This window comes from Microbacterium sp. NPDC055910 (assembly GCF_042271185.1).
GTDB lineage: Bacteria > Actinomycetota > Actinomycetes > Actinomycetales > Microbacteriaceae > Microbacterium.
Genome location: NZ_JBHJZS010000016.1, coordinates 25,179 through 43,708 on the forward strand (window position 1 = coordinate 25,179; position 18,530 = coordinate 43,708).

19 protein-coding genes are annotated in these 18,530 nt (G+C 69.6%); 10 read left to right on the forward strand and 9 right to left on the reverse strand.

The window, feature by feature from the left end; genetic code table 11:
* Positions 1–8: 8 nt before the first annotated feature.
* The gene (locus ACFC3F_RS08725; protein WP_376128574.1) at positions 9–668 is read right to left on the reverse strand and encodes a fasciclin domain-containing protein; all 660 of its coding nucleotides are present in this window, start codon (positions 666–668) and stop codon (positions 9–11) included.
* Between the two features lie 162 nt (positions 669–830).
* On the opposite strand from ACFC3F_RS08725, the gene ACFC3F_RS08730 reads away from it, so the two are divergent.
* The 7 genes from ACFC3F_RS08730 (at position 831) to ACFC3F_RS08760 (ending at position 7,167) form a co-directional block, all read left to right on the forward strand.
* A complete protein-coding gene (locus tag ACFC3F_RS08730; RefSeq protein WP_376128576.1) occupies positions 831–2,549 on the forward strand; it encodes a cytochrome c biogenesis protein CcdA in 1,719 nt (572 codons plus the stop codon).
* Between the two features lie 35 nt (positions 2,550–2,584).
* Positions 2,585–3,187 (forward strand): ECF RNA polymerase sigma factor SigK, encoded by a 603-nt coding sequence (sigK, locus tag ACFC3F_RS08735; protein WP_376128578.1) that lies wholly within the window; start codon positions 2,585–2,587, stop codon positions 3,185–3,187.
* Complete coding sequence (locus tag ACFC3F_RS08740; protein WP_376128580.1) at positions 3,184–4,539, forward strand: anti-sigma factor domain-containing protein; 1,356 nt, start codon at positions 3,184–3,186, stop codon at positions 4,537–4,539. The genes sigK and ACFC3F_RS08740 overlap by 4 nt, the downstream gene beginning before the upstream one ends.
* Positions 4,540–4,560: 21 nt before the next feature.
* The gene (locus ACFC3F_RS08745; RefSeq protein ID WP_376128582.1) at positions 4,561–4,968 is read left to right on the forward strand and encodes a helix-turn-helix transcriptional regulator; all 408 of its coding nucleotides are present in this window, start codon (positions 4,561–4,563) and stop codon (positions 4,966–4,968) included.
* Between the two features lie 55 nt (positions 4,969–5,023).
* Entirely contained in the window at positions 5,024–5,428 is a 405-nt protein-coding gene (locus ACFC3F_RS08750) for a VOC family protein (RefSeq protein ID WP_376128584.1), read from the forward strand.
* A 30-nt stretch (positions 5,429–5,458) separates the two neighbouring features.
* The gene (locus tag ACFC3F_RS08755) at positions 5,459–6,097 is read left to right on the forward strand and encodes a DNA-directed RNA polymerase subunit beta (RefSeq protein ID WP_376128586.1); all 639 of its coding nucleotides are present in this window, start codon (positions 5,459–5,461) and stop codon (positions 6,095–6,097) included.
* A gap of 182 nt (positions 6,098–6,279) precedes the next feature.
* A complete protein-coding gene (locus ACFC3F_RS08760; protein ID WP_376128588.1) occupies positions 6,280–7,167 on the forward strand; it encodes an aminodeoxychorismate lyase in 888 nt (295 codons plus the stop codon).
* Positions 7,168–7,313: 146 nt separating this feature from the next.
* On the opposite strand, the gene pstB is transcribed toward ACFC3F_RS08760, so the two are convergent.
* The 7 genes from pstB to ACFC3F_RS08795 all read right to left on the reverse strand — a co-directional run bounded on the left by pstB (position 7,314) and on the right by ACFC3F_RS08795 (position 15,416).
* Positions 7,314–8,093, reverse strand: a complete 780-nt coding sequence (pstB, locus tag ACFC3F_RS08765; RefSeq protein ID WP_376128589.1) for a phosphate ABC transporter ATP-binding protein PstB — start codon at positions 8,091–8,093, stop codon at positions 7,314–7,316.
* Positions 8,094–8,130: 37 nt separating this feature from the next.
* A complete protein-coding gene (pstA, locus tag ACFC3F_RS08770; protein WP_376128591.1) occupies positions 8,131–9,216 on the reverse strand; it encodes a phosphate ABC transporter permease PstA in 1,086 nt (361 codons plus the stop codon).
* Between the two features lie 11 nt (positions 9,217–9,227).
* A complete protein-coding gene (pstC, locus tag ACFC3F_RS08775; protein WP_376128593.1) occupies positions 9,228–10,190 on the reverse strand; it encodes a phosphate ABC transporter permease subunit PstC in 963 nt (320 codons plus the stop codon).
* Positions 10,191–10,305: 115 nt separating this feature from the next.
* Positions 10,306–11,415 carry a phosphate ABC transporter substrate-binding protein PstS gene (locus ACFC3F_RS08780; RefSeq protein WP_376128595.1) on the reverse strand — a complete coding sequence of 370 codons (1,110 nt, stop codon included), beginning with the start codon at positions 11,413–11,415 and terminating at the stop codon, positions 10,306–10,308.
* A gap of 141 nt (positions 11,416–11,556) precedes the next feature.
* Positions 11,557–12,495, reverse strand: coding sequence for an NUDIX domain-containing protein (locus tag ACFC3F_RS08785; RefSeq protein ID WP_376128597.1), 939 nt, complete (start codon positions 12,493–12,495; stop codon positions 11,557–11,559).
* Positions 12,492–14,657 (reverse strand): RNA degradosome polyphosphate kinase, encoded by a 2,166-nt coding sequence (locus ACFC3F_RS08790; protein ID WP_376128599.1) that lies wholly within the window; start codon positions 14,655–14,657, stop codon positions 12,492–12,494. Before ACFC3F_RS08790 ends, ACFC3F_RS08785 begins: the two co-directional genes overlap by 4 nt.
* Before the next feature lie 42 nt (positions 14,658–14,699).
* Positions 14,700–15,416, reverse strand: coding sequence for a DNA-binding response regulator (locus ACFC3F_RS08795; protein ID WP_376128601.1), 717 nt, complete (start codon positions 15,414–15,416; stop codon positions 14,700–14,702).
* A 101-nt stretch (positions 15,417–15,517) separates the two neighbouring features.
* On the opposite strand from ACFC3F_RS08795, the gene ACFC3F_RS08800 reads away from it, so the two are divergent.
* From ACFC3F_RS08800 to ACFC3F_RS08810, 3 genes are all read left to right on the forward strand, one after another.
* A complete protein-coding gene (locus ACFC3F_RS08800; protein WP_376128603.1) occupies positions 15,518–15,808 on the forward strand; it encodes a hypothetical protein in 291 nt (96 codons plus the stop codon).
* A gap of 134 nt (positions 15,809–15,942) precedes the next feature.
* Complete coding sequence (locus tag ACFC3F_RS08805) at positions 15,943–16,548, forward strand: FABP family protein (RefSeq protein ID WP_376128605.1); 606 nt, start codon at positions 15,943–15,945, stop codon at positions 16,546–16,548.
* Entirely contained in the window at positions 16,548–17,660 is a 1,113-nt protein-coding gene (locus ACFC3F_RS08810) for a YgfZ/GcvT domain-containing protein (protein ID WP_376128607.1), read from the forward strand. Before ACFC3F_RS08805 ends, ACFC3F_RS08810 begins: the two co-directional genes overlap by 1 nt.
* A 13-nt stretch (positions 17,661–17,673) precedes the next feature.
* Here the strand turns inward: ACFC3F_RS08810 and ACFC3F_RS08815 are convergent, their stop codons facing one another.
* Entirely contained in the window at positions 17,674–18,504 is an 831-nt protein-coding gene (locus tag ACFC3F_RS08815) for a class I SAM-dependent methyltransferase (RefSeq protein WP_376128609.1), read from the reverse strand.
* Positions 18,505–18,530 lie beyond the last annotated feature (26 nt).

Here is an 18,530-nt window from a genome sequence, read left to right on the forward strand (position 1 = left end):
GATGCTCGTCACTCAGCGGGCGGCATCAGCACCGCGTCGATGAGGTACACGGTCGCGTTCGCGGTCTGGACGCCGCCGCAGATCACGTTGGCGTCGTTGACCATCCACATGTCGCCTTCGCCCGTCACCTCGACGTCGGCGCCCTGCACGGTCGTGTGCATGCCGGCGATGTCGGCAGGTTCGATCTGGCCCGGAACCACGTGATACGTGAGGATCGACGACAGCATCTCGGAGTCGGTCTTGAGAGTCTCGATCGTTGCCGCGTCGATCATCGCGAACGCGTCGTCGACGGGCGCGAACACCGTGAACTCGTCGCCGTTGAGCGTGTCGACGAGGTCGACCTCGGGGTTGAGCTGGCCGCTGACGGCCGAGACGAGCGTCGTCAGCATGGGATTGTTGGATGCCGCCACCGCGACCGGATCCATCGACATTCCTTCGATCGACCCATCGCCGGAGGGCACGGCCTCGGCGTAATCGGCACAGCCGGGGCCGACGAGGTTGGCGGCGGGGTCCATCTCCATCGCCGGCGCGGACTCCTCCATCGTGGGCGTCGACATCTCTTCGGCCGGTTCGGCCGTGTCGCCGCCCATCGCACAACCCGACAGGGCGATCGCCGCACCGAACGCGAACGCGAGGCCCGCCGAGATCTTCTTCTTGCTGCTGAGCATGACATCCTCCATGTGTCTGATCCCGCCGCCGGTAGGCGACGTACATGAAGTGTTCGCAGCCCTGCGCGCATCGGATGGGACGAATTCCTCCGCGGCGTCTGAGTGCATTCACCCAATCCGAACGCGCACCGAGAGCGAACAAGCCCCGAACAGGGGAGAGGCATGTCGCTCATCATCATCGGTCTGCTCGGGGGACTGATCACGGGCATCTCGCCGTGCATCCTGCCGGTGCTGCCGGTCATCTTCCTCACCGGCGGCGCTCAGTCGGCGCGCTTCGACGGCGAGCCCATCCCGGCATCCCGGTGGAGGCCGTACTTCGTGATCGCGGGACTCGTCACGAGCTTCACCCTCGTGACGCTCGTCGGCTCGCTGATCCTCGGCGCGCTCGGCCTCCCGCAGGACGTCCTGCGCTGGATCGGTATCGCCGCTCTCGTGCTGATCGGCACGGGCCTGCTCGTCCCGCGGATCGAGCAGCTGCTCGAGAAGCCCTTCCAGAAGCTTGCGCGCCGCACCGAAGTGCGCAACCGCGGCAACGGGTACGGTGTCGGACTCGCCCTCGGCGCCGTCTTCGTGCCGTGCGCCGGCCCCGTGCTGGCGGCCATCATCGTCGCGGGCTCGACGGGACGGATCGGCCTCGACACCGTCGCCCTCACGATCTCGTTCGCGATCGGGGTCGCTGTGCCGCTCCTCTTCTTCGCGCTCGCCGGCCGGGGCCTGATCGAGCGCATCCGTGCCTTCCGCTCCCGTGAGCGCGGTTTGCGCATCGCGGCCGGCGTCGCGATGCTGGCGCTCGCCGTCGGCCTCGTCTTCAACGTGCCGCAGCTTTTGCAGCGACTCGTGCCCGACTACACGGCGGGCATCCAGCGCGAGCTCACCGACAACCCCGACGCGCGACGTGCACTCGACCTCGGCGGGCTCGTCACCGACGAGAACAGAGACCTCGACCGGTGCTCGAACGGCGCGACCGAACTGGAGTCGTGCGGCACGGCCCCCGGCATCCGGGGAATCGAGACCTGGCTCAACACGCCCGGCGGCGCGGCGGTCGACCTCGACGACCTGCGTGGAGAGGTCGTGCTGATCGACTTCTGGGCGTACTCGTGCATCAACTGTCAGCGCAGCATCCCTCACGTCGTCGCGTGGGACGACGCGTATCGCGACGCGGGACTGCGGGTCGTCGGCATCCACTCGCCCGAGTACGCGTTCGAGAAGGATGCCGCCAACGTTGCGGCAGGCGCAGAGGATTTCGGCATCAGCTACCCGGTCGGCCTCGACAACGACCTGTCGACGTGGACCAACTACCGCAACCGGTACTGGCCGGCCCACTACCTGATCGACGCCGAGGGAACCGTGCGCCACATCGCGTTCGGCGAGGGCAACTACGCCGCGACCGAGCAGCTCATCCGCGAGTTGCTGACCCAGGCCGATCCCGGTGTCGAACTGCCCGCGTCGACCGACGTCGAGGATGCGACGCCCGAGAGCGGCGCACTCACGCGAGAGACGTTCCTCGGCTCGTCGAAGGACGTCAACTTCGCCGGACCCGCGCCCTACCGCGCGGGCGAGGGCACGTACGGCCTGCCCGACGCGCAGCCGGCGGACTCATTCGCGCTCGACGGCGACTGGCGGATCGAGACGCAGTACGCGACGCCCGCGACGGCTTCGGGTGGCAGCATCCGGCTGGACTTCCGAGCGAGTGATGTGCGGATGGTGCTCGCGGGCGAGGGCGAGGTGCGCGTCCGCCTCGACGGCGGGGCGGTGCGCGTCGTCGAGGTGGCGGGCACGCCGCGCTCGTATGCCGTCGTCGAGGGCGCGGACGGCGACCGAGCCGTGCTCGACCTCGAGGTGTCGGCGGGAGTGCAGGCGTACTCCTTCACCTTCGGATGACGCAACCGGGCGGGGAAGAGGCAGGTGAATGCGGCATGCTGGTGGACATGGTGATCGACGGTATCGACGTGCCCGAGGGTGGCACGGGCGCCGTGGATCGCGTCGGCGAGCTCCTGCAGCGCGTCGCCGCGGGGGACCAATCGGCCTTCGCACGGCTCTACGATCTGCTGTCGCCGCGCGTCTTCGGACTCATCGTGCGGGTGCTCGTCGACCGCGCGCAGAGCGAAGAGGTGCTGCAAGAGGTCTTCCTCGAGATCTGGCAATCCGCCGGGCGGTTCGCTCCGAACAGAGGACAAGGCAGATCGTGGGTCCTCACGATCGCACACCGCCGAGCGGTCGACCGCGTGCGAGCGTCGCAGGCGTCGAGCGATCGCGACGTGCGTGCGGGTCTGCGCGACCTCGGGGTCGCCCACGACTCGGTGGCCGAACAGGTCGAGCTCCGGCTCGAAGGTCGACGTGTCGCGACGGCGCTCGCCGAGCTGCCCGAAGCACAGCGCGAGGCGCTGATCCTGGCCTATTACGGCGGTTACTCTCAGAGCGAGATCGCGGCGCTCGTGGGAGCACCGCTCGGAACCATCAAGACGAGAATGCGCGACGGCCTGTCGCGACTGAGGATGCACCTGGGGGTGACGTCGTGAACGAGCAGGAATTCGCCGAGCTCTCGGCCGGCTACGCGCTCGGCGCCCTGTCGCGGGAGGACTTCACGGCCTTCCGAGCGGCGCTCGCGGAGCACCCCGAATGGTCTTCGATCGTGGATGCGGATGCCGCGACCGCGGCCGCCCTCGCCGGCGACACCGACACCGTGGCACCGCCGCTGACGATGCGTTCGACGCTGCTCGCGCGGATCAACGGCCTGCCGCAAGGGCTTCCGCCGCGCCCGCCCCTGCCGGTGCACCGCGCCGTCGTCGAGTCCGTCGCCGCTCCTGAGCTCGAGACGGGCCTCGGGCCGAACGTCGCGCTCGGCCCGGGGGTTGCGCTTGGACCGGGGTCTGCGCTCGGCCCGGATGTCGCACTTGGACCGGATGTCGCACTTGGACCGGATGTCGCACTTGGACCGGACGTCGCGCTCGGACCGGCGGTCGTACGCGAACCCGAGGCAGCGCCGACGACCGAGACCGACACGGTGACGTTCACCGAGACCGACGCCGACGCTGAGGCCGAGACCGGGACCGGGGTCGAGACTGAGACCGGGATCGAGACCGAGGCGGCGCCCGGCGCCGAGACTGAGACCGGGATCGAGACTGAGGCTGCGCCCGACGTCGAGACCGAGACCGGGGTCGAGACGGAGACCGGGATCGCGACCGAGGCGGCGCCGAACGCCGAGATCGAGACCCAGACCGAGGTCGTGGCGACGGCCGAAGCCGTCCCGTCGCCCGAACCGGCGCCCGCGCCCGAACCGGAGCCGGAGCCGCGCACGGACACCCTGACGTTCACCGGTCTCCTCCAGGCCGCGGGGCCCGATCGGCCGCCCGCGCGCGGCTCGGACGAGCCTCCGCCGACGACAGCTGCGATCCAGACGGTCTCGCGGCGCAACTGGACCCGTGGCCTGCTGGGTCTCGCCGCGTCGCTCGTCGTGCTCGTCGTGCTCGGCTTCGGCGCCGTGAGCATCAACGAATGGGTCAACAGGCCTCCCGCGGTCATCGCGCTCGCCGAGATCAAGGCGGCACCGGACGCCCAGTCCGCGACGGTCGACATCGTCGACGGGGGAGTCGCGACGGCGCACTGGTCGGAGTCGCTGCGAAGCGCCGTGCTCGTCACCGAGGGCCTGCCGCCCATCGAGTCCGACGACACGTTCGAACTCTGGTTCGTCCGCGAAGGCGGGGCGGCCATCTCGGCCGGGGTCTTCGACCCCGAGGGCGAACAGACCACGGTGCTCCTCACGGGAGACCTGGAAGAGGGCGACACGATCGCCGTCACCGTCGAGCAGGCCGGCGGCTCCGCGAACGGCGAGCCGACGACCGACCCGATCGTCGCGATTCCGACGGTCTGACCCTGCGACTAGCGTGGGGGCGTGGCATCCGGCGTCCTCACCATCGACACGCTCGCGCACCTGCGCCGCGCGCGAGACCTGATCGATCGTGCCTACGCCGAGCCCCTCGACGTGCCCACGATGGCCGCGCGAGCCCACATGTCTCCCGCGCACTTCTCGCGCGAGTTCAAGGCGGCCTACGGCGAGACGCCCTACGCCTACCTGATCACACGCCGCATCGAGCGGGCGATGGCGCTGCTGCGGCGAGGAACGAGCGTGACGGATGCCTGTACCGCCGTCGGCGCGACATCGCTCGGGTCGTTCAGCTCGAGCTTCACCGAGATCGTCGGCGAGACTCCGAGCGCGTATCGCGCACACCCGCACGACGCGGCCGAGGCGATGCCGCTGTGCGTCGCGAAGATCCTCACCCGGCCCGCCCGCTACGTCTGAGGATCGAGCACGATCCGAGAAGCACCGGCTGGCGAGGGGTTCTAGCGTGGCATCCATGACAGTCCATCTCGCCTACTGCCCCATCACGGTCGACGACGTCGACGCCGCGGTGCCGTTCTATCGCGACGGTCTCGGCCTCGAGATCGTCAACGACGTCTCCTACGACGGCCACCGCTGGGTGAGCTTCGGCTTCGCCGGCCAGCCCGGTGTCGCCGTCGTCGTGTCCGATCCCACCGCAGGGCGCTCGCCCGACGACGGCGACGCCCTGCAGCGACTCGTCGTCAAGGGCTCGGGGCCGGGACCCTACGTCTTCTCGACCGACGATCTCGACGCGACATTCGAGCGCTTGCGGGCATCGGGCGCCGAAGTACTGCAGGAGCCCATCGCCCAGGACTGGGGCCCGCGCGACTGCGCGTTCCGCGACCCCAGCGGCAACCACATCCGCATCAATCAGACCTGACCGCCCGGTGGCGCGGGTAGCGTTGATCGGGTGAGCGACGCGTCGAGGGATTTCCACAAGCCCGTGCGGCGGCCCGCCGAGCTCTTCGACCGGCTCTTCGCCGCGGAAGACCCCGCCGAGGTCTCGCGCGTCGCCCATTCGACCGCGCAGGGCCTGCTCGCGCGGGCGCGCACCGACACCTCGGGCGCCGTCGTCGACCGCCTCGTGGCGTTCACGGCGCAGCACGGGATCGACGACATCGCCGAGCTGTGGTCGCGGTCTCCCGCGAAGTCGCTGCCCGGAGCGCTGTGGCGGTTGTACCTGCTGCAGCTCATGATCCACGACGATCCCCACACGGCGGCGTTGCTGTACGACCGCGGACGGGTCGAGATCGGCTCGGCCGATCCGGTCGTCGCGGGCGCACCCGCACCGGCGGGTCCCGACGAGCTCGTCGCGCTCATCGACACGATCCTGCGCGGCCTGTTCGAGGGGGACTTCGCCGTCGCGCTCGACCGCGCGGCCGCGTTCTGCCGCGTGCACGCGTCGGGAGCGACGCACCTCGCCGACGACTACGAGCAGACCGAGCCCGAACGGGCCTCGGCCTTCACGACGCGCGCTCTGCGCCTGTCGACGTACGCCACCGACCTCGTGGCAGCCGCTGCGCTGTGGCGGCGCGACGCACTCGTCTGACGACGGCGAACCGGATGCCGGCCGAAGCGGCGCCGGAGAAGATAAGTGCCGGGCCGCAGAACGCCTCTCGGCGCGAGGCCGCTCGTAGCGGCAGAAGATGGAGCCCGGGGTTACTGCGGCCCGGCCGATCAAGTGTAACCGAGGCGCGACGAGGGGTATTCCCTGGCCGTAGGCTTCAGGGCATGACCTGGCGATTCGCGCTCGTGATCGACCCCGCGGCATCCGAAGACACCCGTGCGGACTTCTCCGCGACCTTCCGCGAGGTCGAACCATCGGCGCCCGCGCTCAGCATCGGAGAGCTCAGCACGCAGCGCGGCGACGGGGTCTTCGAATCGATCGGCATCGTCGACGGCCACCCGCAAGAGGTCACGGCGCACCTCGAGCGCCTCGCGCACTCCGCGCACGTGTGCGACCTGCCGTACCCGAACGTCGACCAGTGGCGACAGGCGGTCGTGGTCGCCGCCGAGCACTGCCCGAGCGAAGGCGAAGCCGTCATCAAGCTCATCCTCAGTCGCGGCGTCGAGCACGGTCCCGCCCCGACCGCGTGGGTCACGGCGGCCGATGCACCCGACAACACCGGCGTCCGCGAGCGAGGTGTGCGCGTCGTGACCCTCGACCGCGGATACGACAGCAGCGTGCCCGATCGCGCTCCGTGGCTGCTGCTCGGAGCGAAGACGCTGTCGTACGCCGTCAATATGGCGGCGATCCGCGAAGCGCGCAGGCGCGGCGCCGACGACGCGATCTTCGTCACGACCGACGGGTACGTGCTCGAGGCGCCCACGGCGTCGCTCATCCTGCGGCACGGCGACCGGTTCCTCACGCCGCCCCCCAACGGATCGATCCTGCAGGGGACGACGCAGCTGAGCCTGTTCGAACACCTCGAGCGGCAGGGGTACGAGACGGGCTATGAGCTGATCGCGATGGGAGCCCTCGCCACAGCGGATGCCGCGTGGCTCGTCTCGAGCGTGCGACTCGCGGTGCCCGTGCTCGCGATCGACGCGGTCGAGTTCGAGGTCGACGGCGAGCTCACGGCGGCGTTCAACGCGTACCTGCTGTCGCCGCGGGACTGACCGGCATCTCGATACGCGCTTCGCGCTACTCGATGACCGGTGGGTGCGGTCGTGCTACGCGATGAGCGGTGGGTGCGGTCGCGCTTGGCGGTGACCGGGTGGGTGCGGGCGCGCTACGCGATGAGCGTGTGGGTGGGGCCTGGGGCTCAGCCGAAGCGGCCGGAGACGTAGTCCTCGGTGGCCTTGACCGCCGGCGTCGTGAAGATCGTGCGGGTGTCGTCGTACTCGATGAGCTTGCCGGGCTTGCCCGTGCCGGCGATGTTGAAGAACGCCGTCTTGTCCGACACGCGCGACGCCTGCTGCATGTTGTGCGTCACGATGACGACCGTGTAGTCGTTCTTCAGTTCACCGATGAGCTCCTCGATCGCATAGGTCGAGATGGGGTCCAGGGCCGAGCACGGCTCGTCCATCAAAATCACCTCGGGCGATACCGCGATCGCACGAGCGATGCACAGACGCTGCTGCTGCCCGCCCGACAGGCCCGAGCCGGGCTTCTCGAGCCGGTCCTTGACCTCGTTCCACAGGTTCGCACCGCGCAGCGCCGACTCGACGAGCGCGTCGGAATCCGACTTGGACATCCGCTTGTTGTTGAGCTTGACCCCCGCGAGCACGTTCTCCTTGATCGACATCGTGGGGAAGGGGTTCGGCCGCTGGAAGACCATGCCCACCTGGCGGCGCACGACCACGGGGTCGACGTGCGGTCCGTAGAGATCGTTGCCGTCGAGCAGGACCCGCCCTTCGACCCGGGCTCCCGGAATGACCTCGTGCATGCGGTTGAGCGTGCGCAGGAAGGTGGACTTGCCGCAGCCGGACGGGCCGATGAACGCCGTCACGCTGCGCGGCTGGATATCGATCGAGACGCCTTCGACGGCGAGGAAGTCGCTGTAGTAGACGTTGAGGTCACTGACTTCGATGCTCTTGGACACGTGGGTTCCTCAGTTGGCTTTCGGGTCGGGATGCCGCTCAGCGGCCGAACTTGGGGGCGAACCGCTTGGCGATGAGTCGCGCGAGCAGGTTGAGCACCATGACGATGATGATGAGCGTCAGAGCTCCCGCCCACGCGCGCCCGAGGGCCGCGTCGATATTGGTGCCGGGGTTGGAGAACTGCGAGTAGACGAAGACCGGCAGCGTCATCATGGGCTGATCGACCAGGTTGAGGTTCAGCGAGTTGGTGAACCCGGCGGTCAGCAGAAGCGGGGCGGTCTCGCCGATGACCCGCGCGATCGAGAGCATGATGCCCGTCGTGATCCCCGCGATCGCCGTCGGCAGCACGACCTTGGCGATCGTGAGCCACTTCGGCACACCCAGGGCGTAGCTCGCCTCCCGCAGCTCGTTGGGCACGAGACGCAGCATCTCCTCGCTCGAGCGCACGACGACGGGGATCATGAGCACCGTCAGCGAGAGGGCTCCCATGATGCCCATGTAGCGTCCGGGTCCGATGATCAGCGTGAACAGCGCGACGATGAACAGACCCGCGACGATCGACGGGATGCCGGTCATCACATCGACGAAGAACGTGATGGCCTTCGCGAGCCGGCCCCGGCCGTACTCGACGAGATAGATCGAGGTGAGCAGACCGATCGGCACGGAGATGACGGTCGCGGCGAGCGTGACCAGGAGCGTGCCCCAGATCGCGTGCAGGCCGCCGCCGCCTTCACCGACCACGTTGCGCATCGTCCAGGAGAAGAACGTGGGATCGAAGCGCTGGATGCCGTTGACGACGACCGTGAACAGCAGCGAGATGAGGGGGATGAGCGCGATCGCGAAGGCCAGGCTCACCAGGATGGTCGCGAGCCGGTCGACGGCGCGGCGGCGGCTTTCGACGATGCTCGACATCACGATGACGATGATCGCGAACAGGACGAAGCCGACGAAGAGCGCCGCGGCGATGTTGAAGTCGCCGACGTCCTCGCCGATGTTCAGGATGGCGAAGAAGACGAACGACAGTGCCATCGTGACGGCCAGTGCCGTCCACGGCAACCACTTGGGGAGCTGACCGGCGGTCAGCGTGTTGACCGTCGCGGGTGCCGTCGCACGGACGGTGGTCATGGGCGCGGCCATCAGTTCGCTCCCGAGAACTCGGCCCGGCGGCTGACGATCCAGCGCGCGGCGGCGTTGACGGCGAACGTGACGATGAACAGCACGAGACCCGTGGCGATGAGGGCGCTGACGCCCGTGCCGTGCGCTTCGGGGAACTTCAGCGCGATGTTCGCGGGGATCGGTGTCGGGTTCGTCGCGGTGAGCAGTTCGAAGCTGATGACCCCGGACGCCGAGAGGACCATCGTGACGGCCATCGTCTCGCCGAGCGCGCGCCCGAGCGCGAGCATGGCGGCCGAGACCATGCCGCCGCGTGCGAACGGGAAGACGGCCATGCGGATCATCTCCCAGCGCGTCGAGCCGAGCGCCAGCGCGGCCTCTTCGTGGAGCTTCGGCGTCTGCAGGAAGACTTCGCGGCAGATCGCGGTCATGATCGGGAGGATCATGACCGCGAGGACCAGCGCCGCGGTCAGGATCGTCCGGCCGGTTGCCGACGCCTGGCCGCTGAACAGCGGGATCCAGCCGAGGTTGGCGTTGAGCCAGACGTAGAAGGGCTGGATGAACCCCGAGAAGGTGAGCGCTCCCCACAGGCCGAACACGACCGAGGGGATCGCGGCGAGAAGGTCGATGATGTATCCCAGCACCGACGCGATGCGACGCGGCGCGTAGTGCGAGATGAACAGCGCGATGCCGATCGCGACCGGGGCGGCGAAGATCAGCGCGAGAATGGACGACCACAGGGTTCCGAAGACGAGCGGAGCGACGTACTCCACGAAGCTCCGGCCACGCAGGATCGAGTTCTCCGCGGGATCCTCGGTCAGGGCCGGGAGGCTCTGGACGAACAGGAAGACCGTGACCGCGGCGAGCACGGCCAGGATGATGATGCCGGCGCCGAGTGCGGTCCCGGAGAAGACGGCGTCGCCCAGCCTGCGCCGGGGGCGCGGCGTGCCCGTCCGGGTGGCTGGGGGTTTGGTTGCGGTGGTCATCGTCTCCTCATCGCGCAACGATCTGTCGGGGGATGGTCGGGTCGGGGCCGACCCAGGCGATGCCCCAGCCGCCGTATGACGGCGACTGGGGCATCGTTGCGGTGTGCAGTTGTGGTCAGCCGATCAGGTCGATCGCGGCGGTCAGCCGGTCGCGCAGCGAGTCGGAGATCGGAGCGGACCCCGCGGCATCCGCGGCGATGTCCTGGCCCTCAGCGCTCGTGACGAACGTGAAGTACTCCCGGACGAGGTCGGCCGTGGCCGCGTCGTCGTACGACTGGCACGCGATCAGGTAGCTCACGAGCGCGATCGGGTAGGAACCTGCCGGCGCCGTGGCGGGGTCGACCTCGAAGACGAGGTCGCCGTCTCCGCGACCCTCCGCGAGAGGCGAGGAGTCGACGAGCGCGGCAGCGGCCTCCGACGAGTACGGGACGAACTCGCCCGACACGCCGACGGCGATCGTGCCGAGACCGTCCGCCTGCGATGCGTCGGCGTAGCCGATCGTGCCGTTTCCGTTCGTGACGGCGGCGACGACGCCCGACGTGCCCTGAGCGGCCTCGCCCGAGTTGAGCGGCCATTCGTCCGACGCCTCGTGCGGCCACGCGTCGGGCGCGACGGCCTCGAGGTAGGACGTGAACGTCTCACTCGTGCCCGACGGGTCCGAACGGTGGACGGGCGAGATCGCCAGGTCCGGCAGCTCGACGTCGGGGTTGTCCGCCGCGATCTCCGGGTCGTTCCAGTTCGTGATCTGCTCGTTGAAGATGCCGCCCATGACCTCGGGGGTCATGTTGAGCGAATCGACGCCCTCTAGGTTGAAGATGATGGCGACGGGGGAGATGTAGACGGGGACCTCGACGATGTCGTCCGTCGTGCAGGTGCCGTTGCCGGCCCATCCGCCCGCAGAGATCTCATCGTCGTTGTATGCGCGGTCCGAGCCGATGAAATCGCTCGCACCCTCGAGGAAGTTGTCGCGGCCGACGCCCGAACCCGTGGCCTGGTAGTTGATGGTGACGTCGGAGTTCGCCGTCTGGAACGAGGCGATCCAGGCCTGCTCTGCGGCATCCTGCGACGAAGCGCCCGTGGCGTTCAGCGTGCCGGTGAGCGACGAGCCGCCCTCGGACGCGGTCGAGTCACCGCCGGTGGCGGGCTCGTTTGCTGCGCAGCCGGTGAGGGCGAGGGCCGCGACTGCGGCGACAGCGCCCACCTGGGCGATGCGGGAGATCTTCACTGTGTGAATCCTTCACGTGTTCAGAGATGGATGCCCGTGATGAGGGGCTTCGGGTGGGTGCCCGGTGCGGGGCACGCACTGAACGTAGGAGTGGACTCTTAAGAGAGTCCGCTCAGAAGGTGAACAGCAGGTGAACGGGCTTCAGGCTTTCGGCTCGTGCGTCTCGATCGCGACGATGCCCGATCCGGGATTCTCCAGCGGCAGGTGCACGACGGAGAACGCGCCGGGATCGAGCGCGGAGGCACTCCCGAGGTACGACCCCCGCAGGGTTCCCGTCGCGAGGGCCATCTCGCTCAGGATCTCGGGCAGCACGGGACCGTGGCTGCACAGGACGGCGGGCTTGCGCGACCGCACACGCTGCCCGACGATCGTCCGCGCGTCGGAGTCGCCCTTCTCCCACGCATCCTGACTCAGAAGATCCGACGTTCTGACGTCGCGATCGAGCGCCTTGGCGAGGGGAGCGACCGTCGAGACGCACCGCACGGCCGGGCTCGACACGATCCTGCGCGGCCCGAACGCCCGCAGCGGACCGACGAGGGCCTTGGCCTGCTTCTTGCCGCGTGGGGAGAGCGGGCGGTCCGTGTCCTCGCCGTCCCACTCGTCGCGCGAGAGCGCTTTGGCGTGCCGCAGCACGATGAGCGGAAAGGTGCGCAGGACGCCTTCTTCGACGAGCCGGATGAAGTTCTCGACGATCTCGACGTCGACGGGATAGCTGAGGCGCTTGAGGGCCTTCGCGGGCGAGATCCACTCGAGACCGGCGATCTCCTTGTTCGGCACGAAGGCCGAGGTCCGGATCGCCGCGTCCGTCGCCTCGGCCGCCCAGTAGTGCACGATCTTGCGGCGCTTGTTGGGCAGGCGATAGCTCGAGACGCCGACGGGCACGCCGAGCACGACGCGGATGCCGGTCTCTTCGAAGATCTCCCGCGCGGCCGTCTCGGCGAGCATCTCGCCGGGATCCACCTTGCCCTTGGGCAGGCTGAAGTCGCGGTAGCGCGTACGCGCGACGAGGAGCACCTTGAGCTTGCCGTCGACGAGCCGCCACACGACGCCTCCGGCCGCGTACACCGCGGTGGGCGTCATCGGACCACGCGCGCCCGGCGCCGGCGCTGCACCGTGCTCATGGTCTTGTCCTGCAGATCGACCAGGGGCGTGCCGTCTTCGCCGAGGTGGTGGCGGGTCCACACGCCGTCCGCGCCGAGGTGCCACGAGCTCGTCGTGTCGGCCATCGCGAGGTCGAACAGGTCGGTCAGTTCCTCGATGTGCGCGGGTGCCGCGACGCGCACGAGCGCCTCGACGCGCCGATCGAGATTGCGGTGCATCATGTCGGCGCTGCCGATGTACACCTGCGGGTCGCCGTTGCTGTGGAACGCGAAGATCCGCGAGTGCTCGAGATACCGGCCCAGGATGCTGCGCACCGTGATGTTCTCGCTCATGCCCGCGACGCCGGGCTTGAGCGAGCAGATCCCGCGCACCCACACGTCGATGGGCACGCCCGCCTGGCTCGCGCGATACAGGGCGTCGATGATCTGCTCGTCGACCATCGAGTTGACTTTGATCCGGATGCCGGAGGGCTTGCCCGCCTCGGCGTTGCGGCGCTCCTTGTCGATGAGGCGCAGGAGCCCCTTGCGCAGGTGCAGGGGTGCGACCAGGAGCCGCTTGAACTTCTTCTCGATCGCGTAGCCGCTCAGTTCGTTGAACAGGCGCGTGAGATCGCGACCGACCTGCTCGTCGCACGTGAACAGGCCGAAGTCCTCGTAGATCCGGCTCGTCTTGGGGTTGTAGTTGCCCGTGCCGATGTGCGAGTACGAGCGCAGGCGGCCCTCTTCCTCGCGGATGACGTGCATGAGCTTGCAGTGCGTCTTCAGACCGACGAGCCCGTAGACGACGTGCACGCCGGCCTTCTCGAGCTTGCGCGCCCACACGATGTTGTTCGCCTCGTCGAAGCGCGCCTTGACCTCGACGAGGGCGAGCACCTGCTTGCCCGCCTCGGCGGCGTCGATGAGCGCCTGCACGATGGGGCTGTCGCCCGATGTGCGGTACAGCGTCTGCTTGATCGCGAGCACGTGCGGATCTTTCGCGGCCTGATCGAGGAAGGCCTGCACGCTCGTCGCGAACGACTCGTAGGGATGGTGCACGAGCACATCGGCCTTGCGGATCGCGGCGAAGATGTCCGCCCTGCCGTTCTGCTCGACCGGCTGGAAGGCCATCGGCGTCGTGGGCACGTGCGGGGGATAGCGCAGCTCGGGACGGTCGAGGCCGCCCAGCGCGAAGAGCCCGCGCAGATCGAGCGGACCGGGCAGGCGGTAGACCTCCTGCTCGGTGATGTCGAGCTCGTCCAGCAGCAGCGCGAGCGTCACGTCGTCCATGTCGTCGGTGATCTCGAGCCTGATGGGCGGGCCGAAGCGCCGGCGCAGAAGTTCCGCCTCGAGCGCCTGGATGAGGTTCTCGGTCTCGTCCTCTTCGATCACGACGTCTTCGTTGCGCGTCAGGCGGAACGCGTGGTGATCGAGGATCTCCATCCCCGGGAAGAGGTCTTCGAGATGGTGCGCGATGAGCACTTCGAGCGGCAGGTAGACGACCTGGTCGCGGGCGCGTGACACTTCGACGAAGCGCGGGAGCATGGGCGGCACTTTGAGGCGCGCGAACTCCTGCCGCCCCGTGCGGGCATTGCGGATGCGGATCGCGAGGTTGAGGCTCAGCCCCGAGATGTAGGGGAACGGGTGCGCCGGATCGACGGCGAGCGGCATCAGGACGGGGAAGACCTGCTCCTGGAAGTACTCGTACAGCCGATCGCGGTCCGCCTCGGCCAGGGCGTCCCACGTGACGATCTCGATACCGGCGTCGGTCAGGGCGGGCTTGACCAGGCGCGCCCAGACCTCGGCGTGACGCAGCTGCAGCGCGTGGGCATCCTCCGAGATGTCGGCGAGCACCTCCTGCGGTGCGCGGCCGACATTCGTGGGCACGGCGAGTCCCGTGATGATGCGACGCTTCAGACCCGCGACGCGCACCATGAAGAACTCGTCGAGATTGCTCGCGAAGATGGCGAGGAAGTTCGCGCGTTCCAGCACGGGCAGGGTCGGATCCTCGGCCAGCTCCAGAACACGCTGGTTGAACGCGAGCCAGCTCAGCTCGCGATCGAGATACCGGTTGTCGGGAAGCTGCGCGTCGAACGTCTCGCGGAAGTCGAAGTCGTCATCGTCTGCGTCTCCGAGCCCCGCGTCCAGGGCCTCGTGTTGCATCATGCCTTCATCATTGCAGGGCGACCCCCGCCCTGCGCACGCGTTTCAGCGGATGCCGCGTTCCTCTGCCGGCGCCCGCTCGGGTGCCGCGGGCACCTGGTCGTCTTCGGCGACGGTGAAGCGGTAGCCCACGTTGCGCACGGTGCCGATGAGCTGCTCGAGGTCGCCGAGCTTGGCACGCAGGCGCCGCACGTGCACGTCGACCGTGCGCGTGCCGCCGAAGTAGTCGTAGCCCCACACCTCGCTCAGCAGCTGCTCGCGCGTGAAGACGCGAGACGGATGCGTCGCGAAGAAGTGCAGGAGCTGGAACTCCTTGAACGTCAGGTCGAGCGGCTTGCCGCGCAGCTTCGCGGAGTACGACGATTCGTCGATCGTGATGCCGGAGGTGTGCACGCGCGCGGGCGCATGCTCTGCCGTCGCGCGTCCGATCGCGAGGCGCACGCGCGCGTCGATCTCCGCGGGCCCCGCCGTCGTGATGATGACGTCGTCGATGCCCCAGTCGGCAGAGACGGCCGTGAGGCCCCCTTCGGTCACGACGAGCACGAGCGGCGCATCCAGTCCCGTCGTCGTGAGGATCTTGCACAGCGACTTCGCCGCGACGAGGTCGGCGCGCGCGTCGACGAAGATGACATCGGCGCGGGGCGCATTGACGAGCTGCGCCGGTTGGGCGGGGATCTGCCGGACGCGGTGACTGAGCAGCTCGAGCGCGGGCAGGACGGCATCTTCTGGCTGCGTCGAGCTCAGAACCAGTACCTCTGCCACGAACGTCCTCCCTCCGGACGTGCGCATCAGTGTACGCCCGTGCCGAGCCCTGTTCCGACTCGGCCGTGCGCCGGATGCGCGTCGTGCGCGACAATGGGACGGTGTCCGCTCCCGAACTCGCCCCGCGCCGCACGGTCGGCGGCATCGTCGCGGTCTGGGTCGTCGCCGCCGTCATCGGCGTCGTCGTCGGACTCTTCACGGGCGACGACTGGCGGGGCGCGTGGCTCGCGGTCGGGATGGGCGGATGCCTCGTGCTGGCGTTCGGCATCCAGCTCGTGTCGGGCCGCTCCCAGGGCTTCACGCGCCGCGTCGCGGCGAGTGCGCTCGGCGCTCTGGTCGTGTTCGGCGTCATCAGCCTCGGCTTCGGCCTGGCGACGGTCGTTCCCGGCTAGAGTGTGACGCATGGATCTTCTCGCGCTCGAACTCTTCTTCGTCGGGCTCCTGGGGCTCGCGTCGCTCGCGATCGTCTTCGTCTCGGGTGTCGTGCTCAAGAACCTGTACCGCGGCCAGCGCTGAGGTCACCGTCGTGCTGGAGCTTCCCACGGACCTGCCCGCCGAGCTCGTGCCCTTGTCGTGGCTCATCGGCGTGTGGGAGGGGACCGGCGTCATCGACTACAGCGTCGGCGATCAGCGGCTGACGGGCGAGTTCACGCACCGCGTCAGCTTCAGCCACGACGGCGGAGGCTATCTGAACTACTCCGCCAGCGCGTGGCTCGACACGGACGAGGGCGCCCCGCCGTCGCCGCTCGTCTCTGAGGTGGGCTTCTGGCGCCTGGCGCTGCCGGCGACGGACGCCGATGCCGGGCCGGGGCTGTTGCCGGCGGCATCCGAGCGGGTCGTGCGGACGGTCGACGACATCGAAGCGCTGCGCACCGCCGACGGGGGATTCGAGATCGAGGTCGCTCTCGTGCACTCCGACGGCATCAGCGAGCTGTACCTGGGCAGGATCACCGGCCCGCGCATCGACATCGCGACCGATGCCGTCGTGCGCACGGCCGGAGCGAAGCAGTACACCGCGGCGTCCCGCATGTACGGCCTGGTCGACGGGCACCTGCTCTGGGCGTGGGACATCGCCGCGCTCGGACAGGACCTCGGCTCGCACGCGTCGGCGCGCCTCGCGAAGGCCGACTGATGTCCGAGGCGTACACGGCTGTTCCGGGCGCCGTCGTCGACGACAGGGGCCTGCGACACCTGGGCAACCCGCTCGGCGAGCAGCGCGCCCTCGCTGCCGGCCGAGCCGTCGCACCGCTCGGCGACCGGACGGTGCTGGCGGTCGCCGGCGTCGATCGGCTCTCGTGGCTCGACTCCCTCACGTCGCAGGCGCTCGCCCGCCTCGCCCCCGGGCAGAGCACCGAGATGCTCGTGCTCGACCCCCACGGGCGCGTCGAGCACGCGGCATCCGTCATCGACGACGGCGAGACGACGTGGCTCATCGTCGATCGCGCGGATGCCGCGGGGCTGCTCGCCTGGCTGTCGCGCATGCGGTTCCGGCTGCGCGTCGAGGTGCGCGACGCGAGCGACGAGGTCGCCGTGGTCGGGGGCACCCGCGCCGCGCTCGACGCCGTCACGGCCGCGGCGCCCGCCGGTGTGCCGCTCGTGTGGCACGATCCGTGGCCCGGTGTCGCCCCGGGCGGGTGGGCCTACGCGCTGGCCGATCCGCATCCCGGCGCAGAACGCGACTGGTCCGAGGCCGTCGTGTCGCGCGAAGAGGACGCGCGTGTGGCCCGTGCCGCCGAGACCGGCGAGATCGCCCTCGCGGGTCTGGACGCGGTCGACGCCCTGCGCATCGCGGCGTGGCGCCCGCGACGATCGGATGCCGATGAGCGGACGATCCCGCACGAACTGGACTGGCTGCGCACCGCCGTGCACCTGAGCAAGGGATGCTACCGCGGCCAGGAGACCGTCGCGAAGGTGCACAACCTGGGCCACCCGCCGCGGCGCTTCGTCGCGCTGCAGCTCGACGGCAGCGACAGCGTGCTGCCCGCCCCGGGAGCCGACGTGCTGGCCGGCGACACCGTCGTGGGCGCCGTGACCTCGGCCGCCCTCCATCACGAAGAAGGACCCATCGCGCTCGCCGTCGTGCGCCGGTCGACGCCCGCCGACGCCGACCTGCGCGTCGCGACCGCCGACGGAGCCGTCGCGGCGGCGCAGGAGCTCATCGTGCCGCCCGAGGCGGGGGCGGCGGCGAACGTGCCGCGCCTGACGCGGCTGTCGCGGCGCAAGGTCGTCGACCCGCCCGCCTGACTGAGACGCCCGGTCAGCCGGCCGCCGGTTCGACGGCGCTCCACGGCACGGTCACCTCGCCGAGGGACCACCTCCCGCGCGGGCCGAGCGGCCAGCCCGCGGCATCCATCGCCTCGAGAGCCGTGCGCCAGCGGTGCACGGGGCCGAAGGGCGCGACGGCGGCGGCGCGATCCCATTCGGCATCGAGGGTGCGCAGCAGGTCATGCACCCGCTCGCCGGCGACGTTGCGGTGGATGAGCGCCTTCGGCAGCCGCTCGGCGGCGATCGAGGGGCGCTCGAGCCCCGCCAGGCGAAGCGAGATCGTCAGGCTGCGAGGCGTGGCATCCGGATCGATCGCGACCCACGTGCACACGCGCCCCAGCTCGTCGCACGTGCCCTCGACGAGCAGCCCGTCGGGGGCGAGGCGGCCAGCCATCGACCGCCAGGCCGCCGCGACGTCGTCTTCGTCGTACTGGCGCAGCACGTTCATCGCCCGGATCACGGCCGCGTGCCGAGCGTGCGGCAGCGGAACCTCGAATCCGCCCCGACTGAACGACACGCGCGCATCGCGAGGGAACGACGAGCGCCCCGCGCGCACCTCGGCGAGCTGCTCCTCGGCACGGGCGACGCGCTCCGCATCGATCTCGAGGCCGCGCACCTCGACGTCGGCGCGCGTCCGGGTGAGCCGGGCGGCCAGCTCGAACGCCGTGACGCCGCTCGCGCCGAAGCCGAGATCGACGACGAGCGGATCCTCGGCCCGGCGCAGTGCGGGATGCCGCGCGATCCAGCGATCGACGCGCCGCAGCCGGTTCGTGCCCGTCGTGCCACGTGTGGCCTGCCCGACGGGGCGGCGAACGGACGGCATGACTCCATCATCCCAGCCGGGCCCTC

What these genes read in the sequence shown, in the direction of transcription:
- ACFC3F_RS08725 (WP_376128574.1), bottom strand. Translation starts at nt 668, where the DNA reads ATGCTCAGCAGCAAGAAGAAGATCTCGGCGGGCCTCGCGTTCGCGTTC.
- ACFC3F_RS08730 (WP_376128576.1), top strand. Translation starts at nt 831, where the DNA reads ATGTCGCTCATCATCATCGGTCTGCTCGGGGGACTGATCACGGGCATC.
- sigK (WP_376128578.1), top strand. Translation starts at nt 2,585, where the DNA reads ATGCTGGTGGACATGGTGATCGACGGTATCGACGTGCCCGAGGGTGGC.
- ACFC3F_RS08750 (WP_376128584.1), top strand. Translation starts at nt 5,024, where the DNA reads ATGACAGTCCATCTCGCCTACTGCCCCATCACGGTCGACGACGTCGAC.
- ACFC3F_RS08760 (WP_376128588.1), top strand. Translation starts at nt 6,280, where the DNA reads ATGACCTGGCGATTCGCGCTCGTGATCGACCCCGCGGCATCCGAAGAC.
- pstA (WP_376128591.1), bottom strand. Translation starts at nt 9,216, where the DNA reads ATGACCACCGTCCGTGCGACGGCACCCGCGACGGTCAACACGCTGACC.
- pstC (WP_376128593.1), bottom strand. Translation starts at nt 10,190, where the DNA reads ATGACCACCGCAACCAAACCCCCAGCCACCCGGACGGGCACGCCGCGC.
- ACFC3F_RS08785 (WP_376128597.1), bottom strand. Translation starts at nt 12,495, where the DNA reads ATGACGCCCACCGCGGTGTACGCGGCCGGAGGCGTCGTGTGGCGGCTC.
- ACFC3F_RS08790 (WP_376128599.1), bottom strand. Translation starts at nt 14,657, where the DNA reads ATGATGCAACACGAGGCCCTGGACGCGGGGCTCGGAGACGCAGACGAT.
- ACFC3F_RS08810 (WP_376128607.1), top strand. Translation starts at nt 16,548, where the DNA reads ATGTCCGAGGCGTACACGGCTGTTCCGGGCGCCGTCGTCGACGACAGG.
- ACFC3F_RS08815 (WP_376128609.1), bottom strand. Translation starts at nt 18,504, where the DNA reads ATGCCGTCCGTTCGCCGCCCCGTCGGGCAGGCCACACGTGGCACGACG.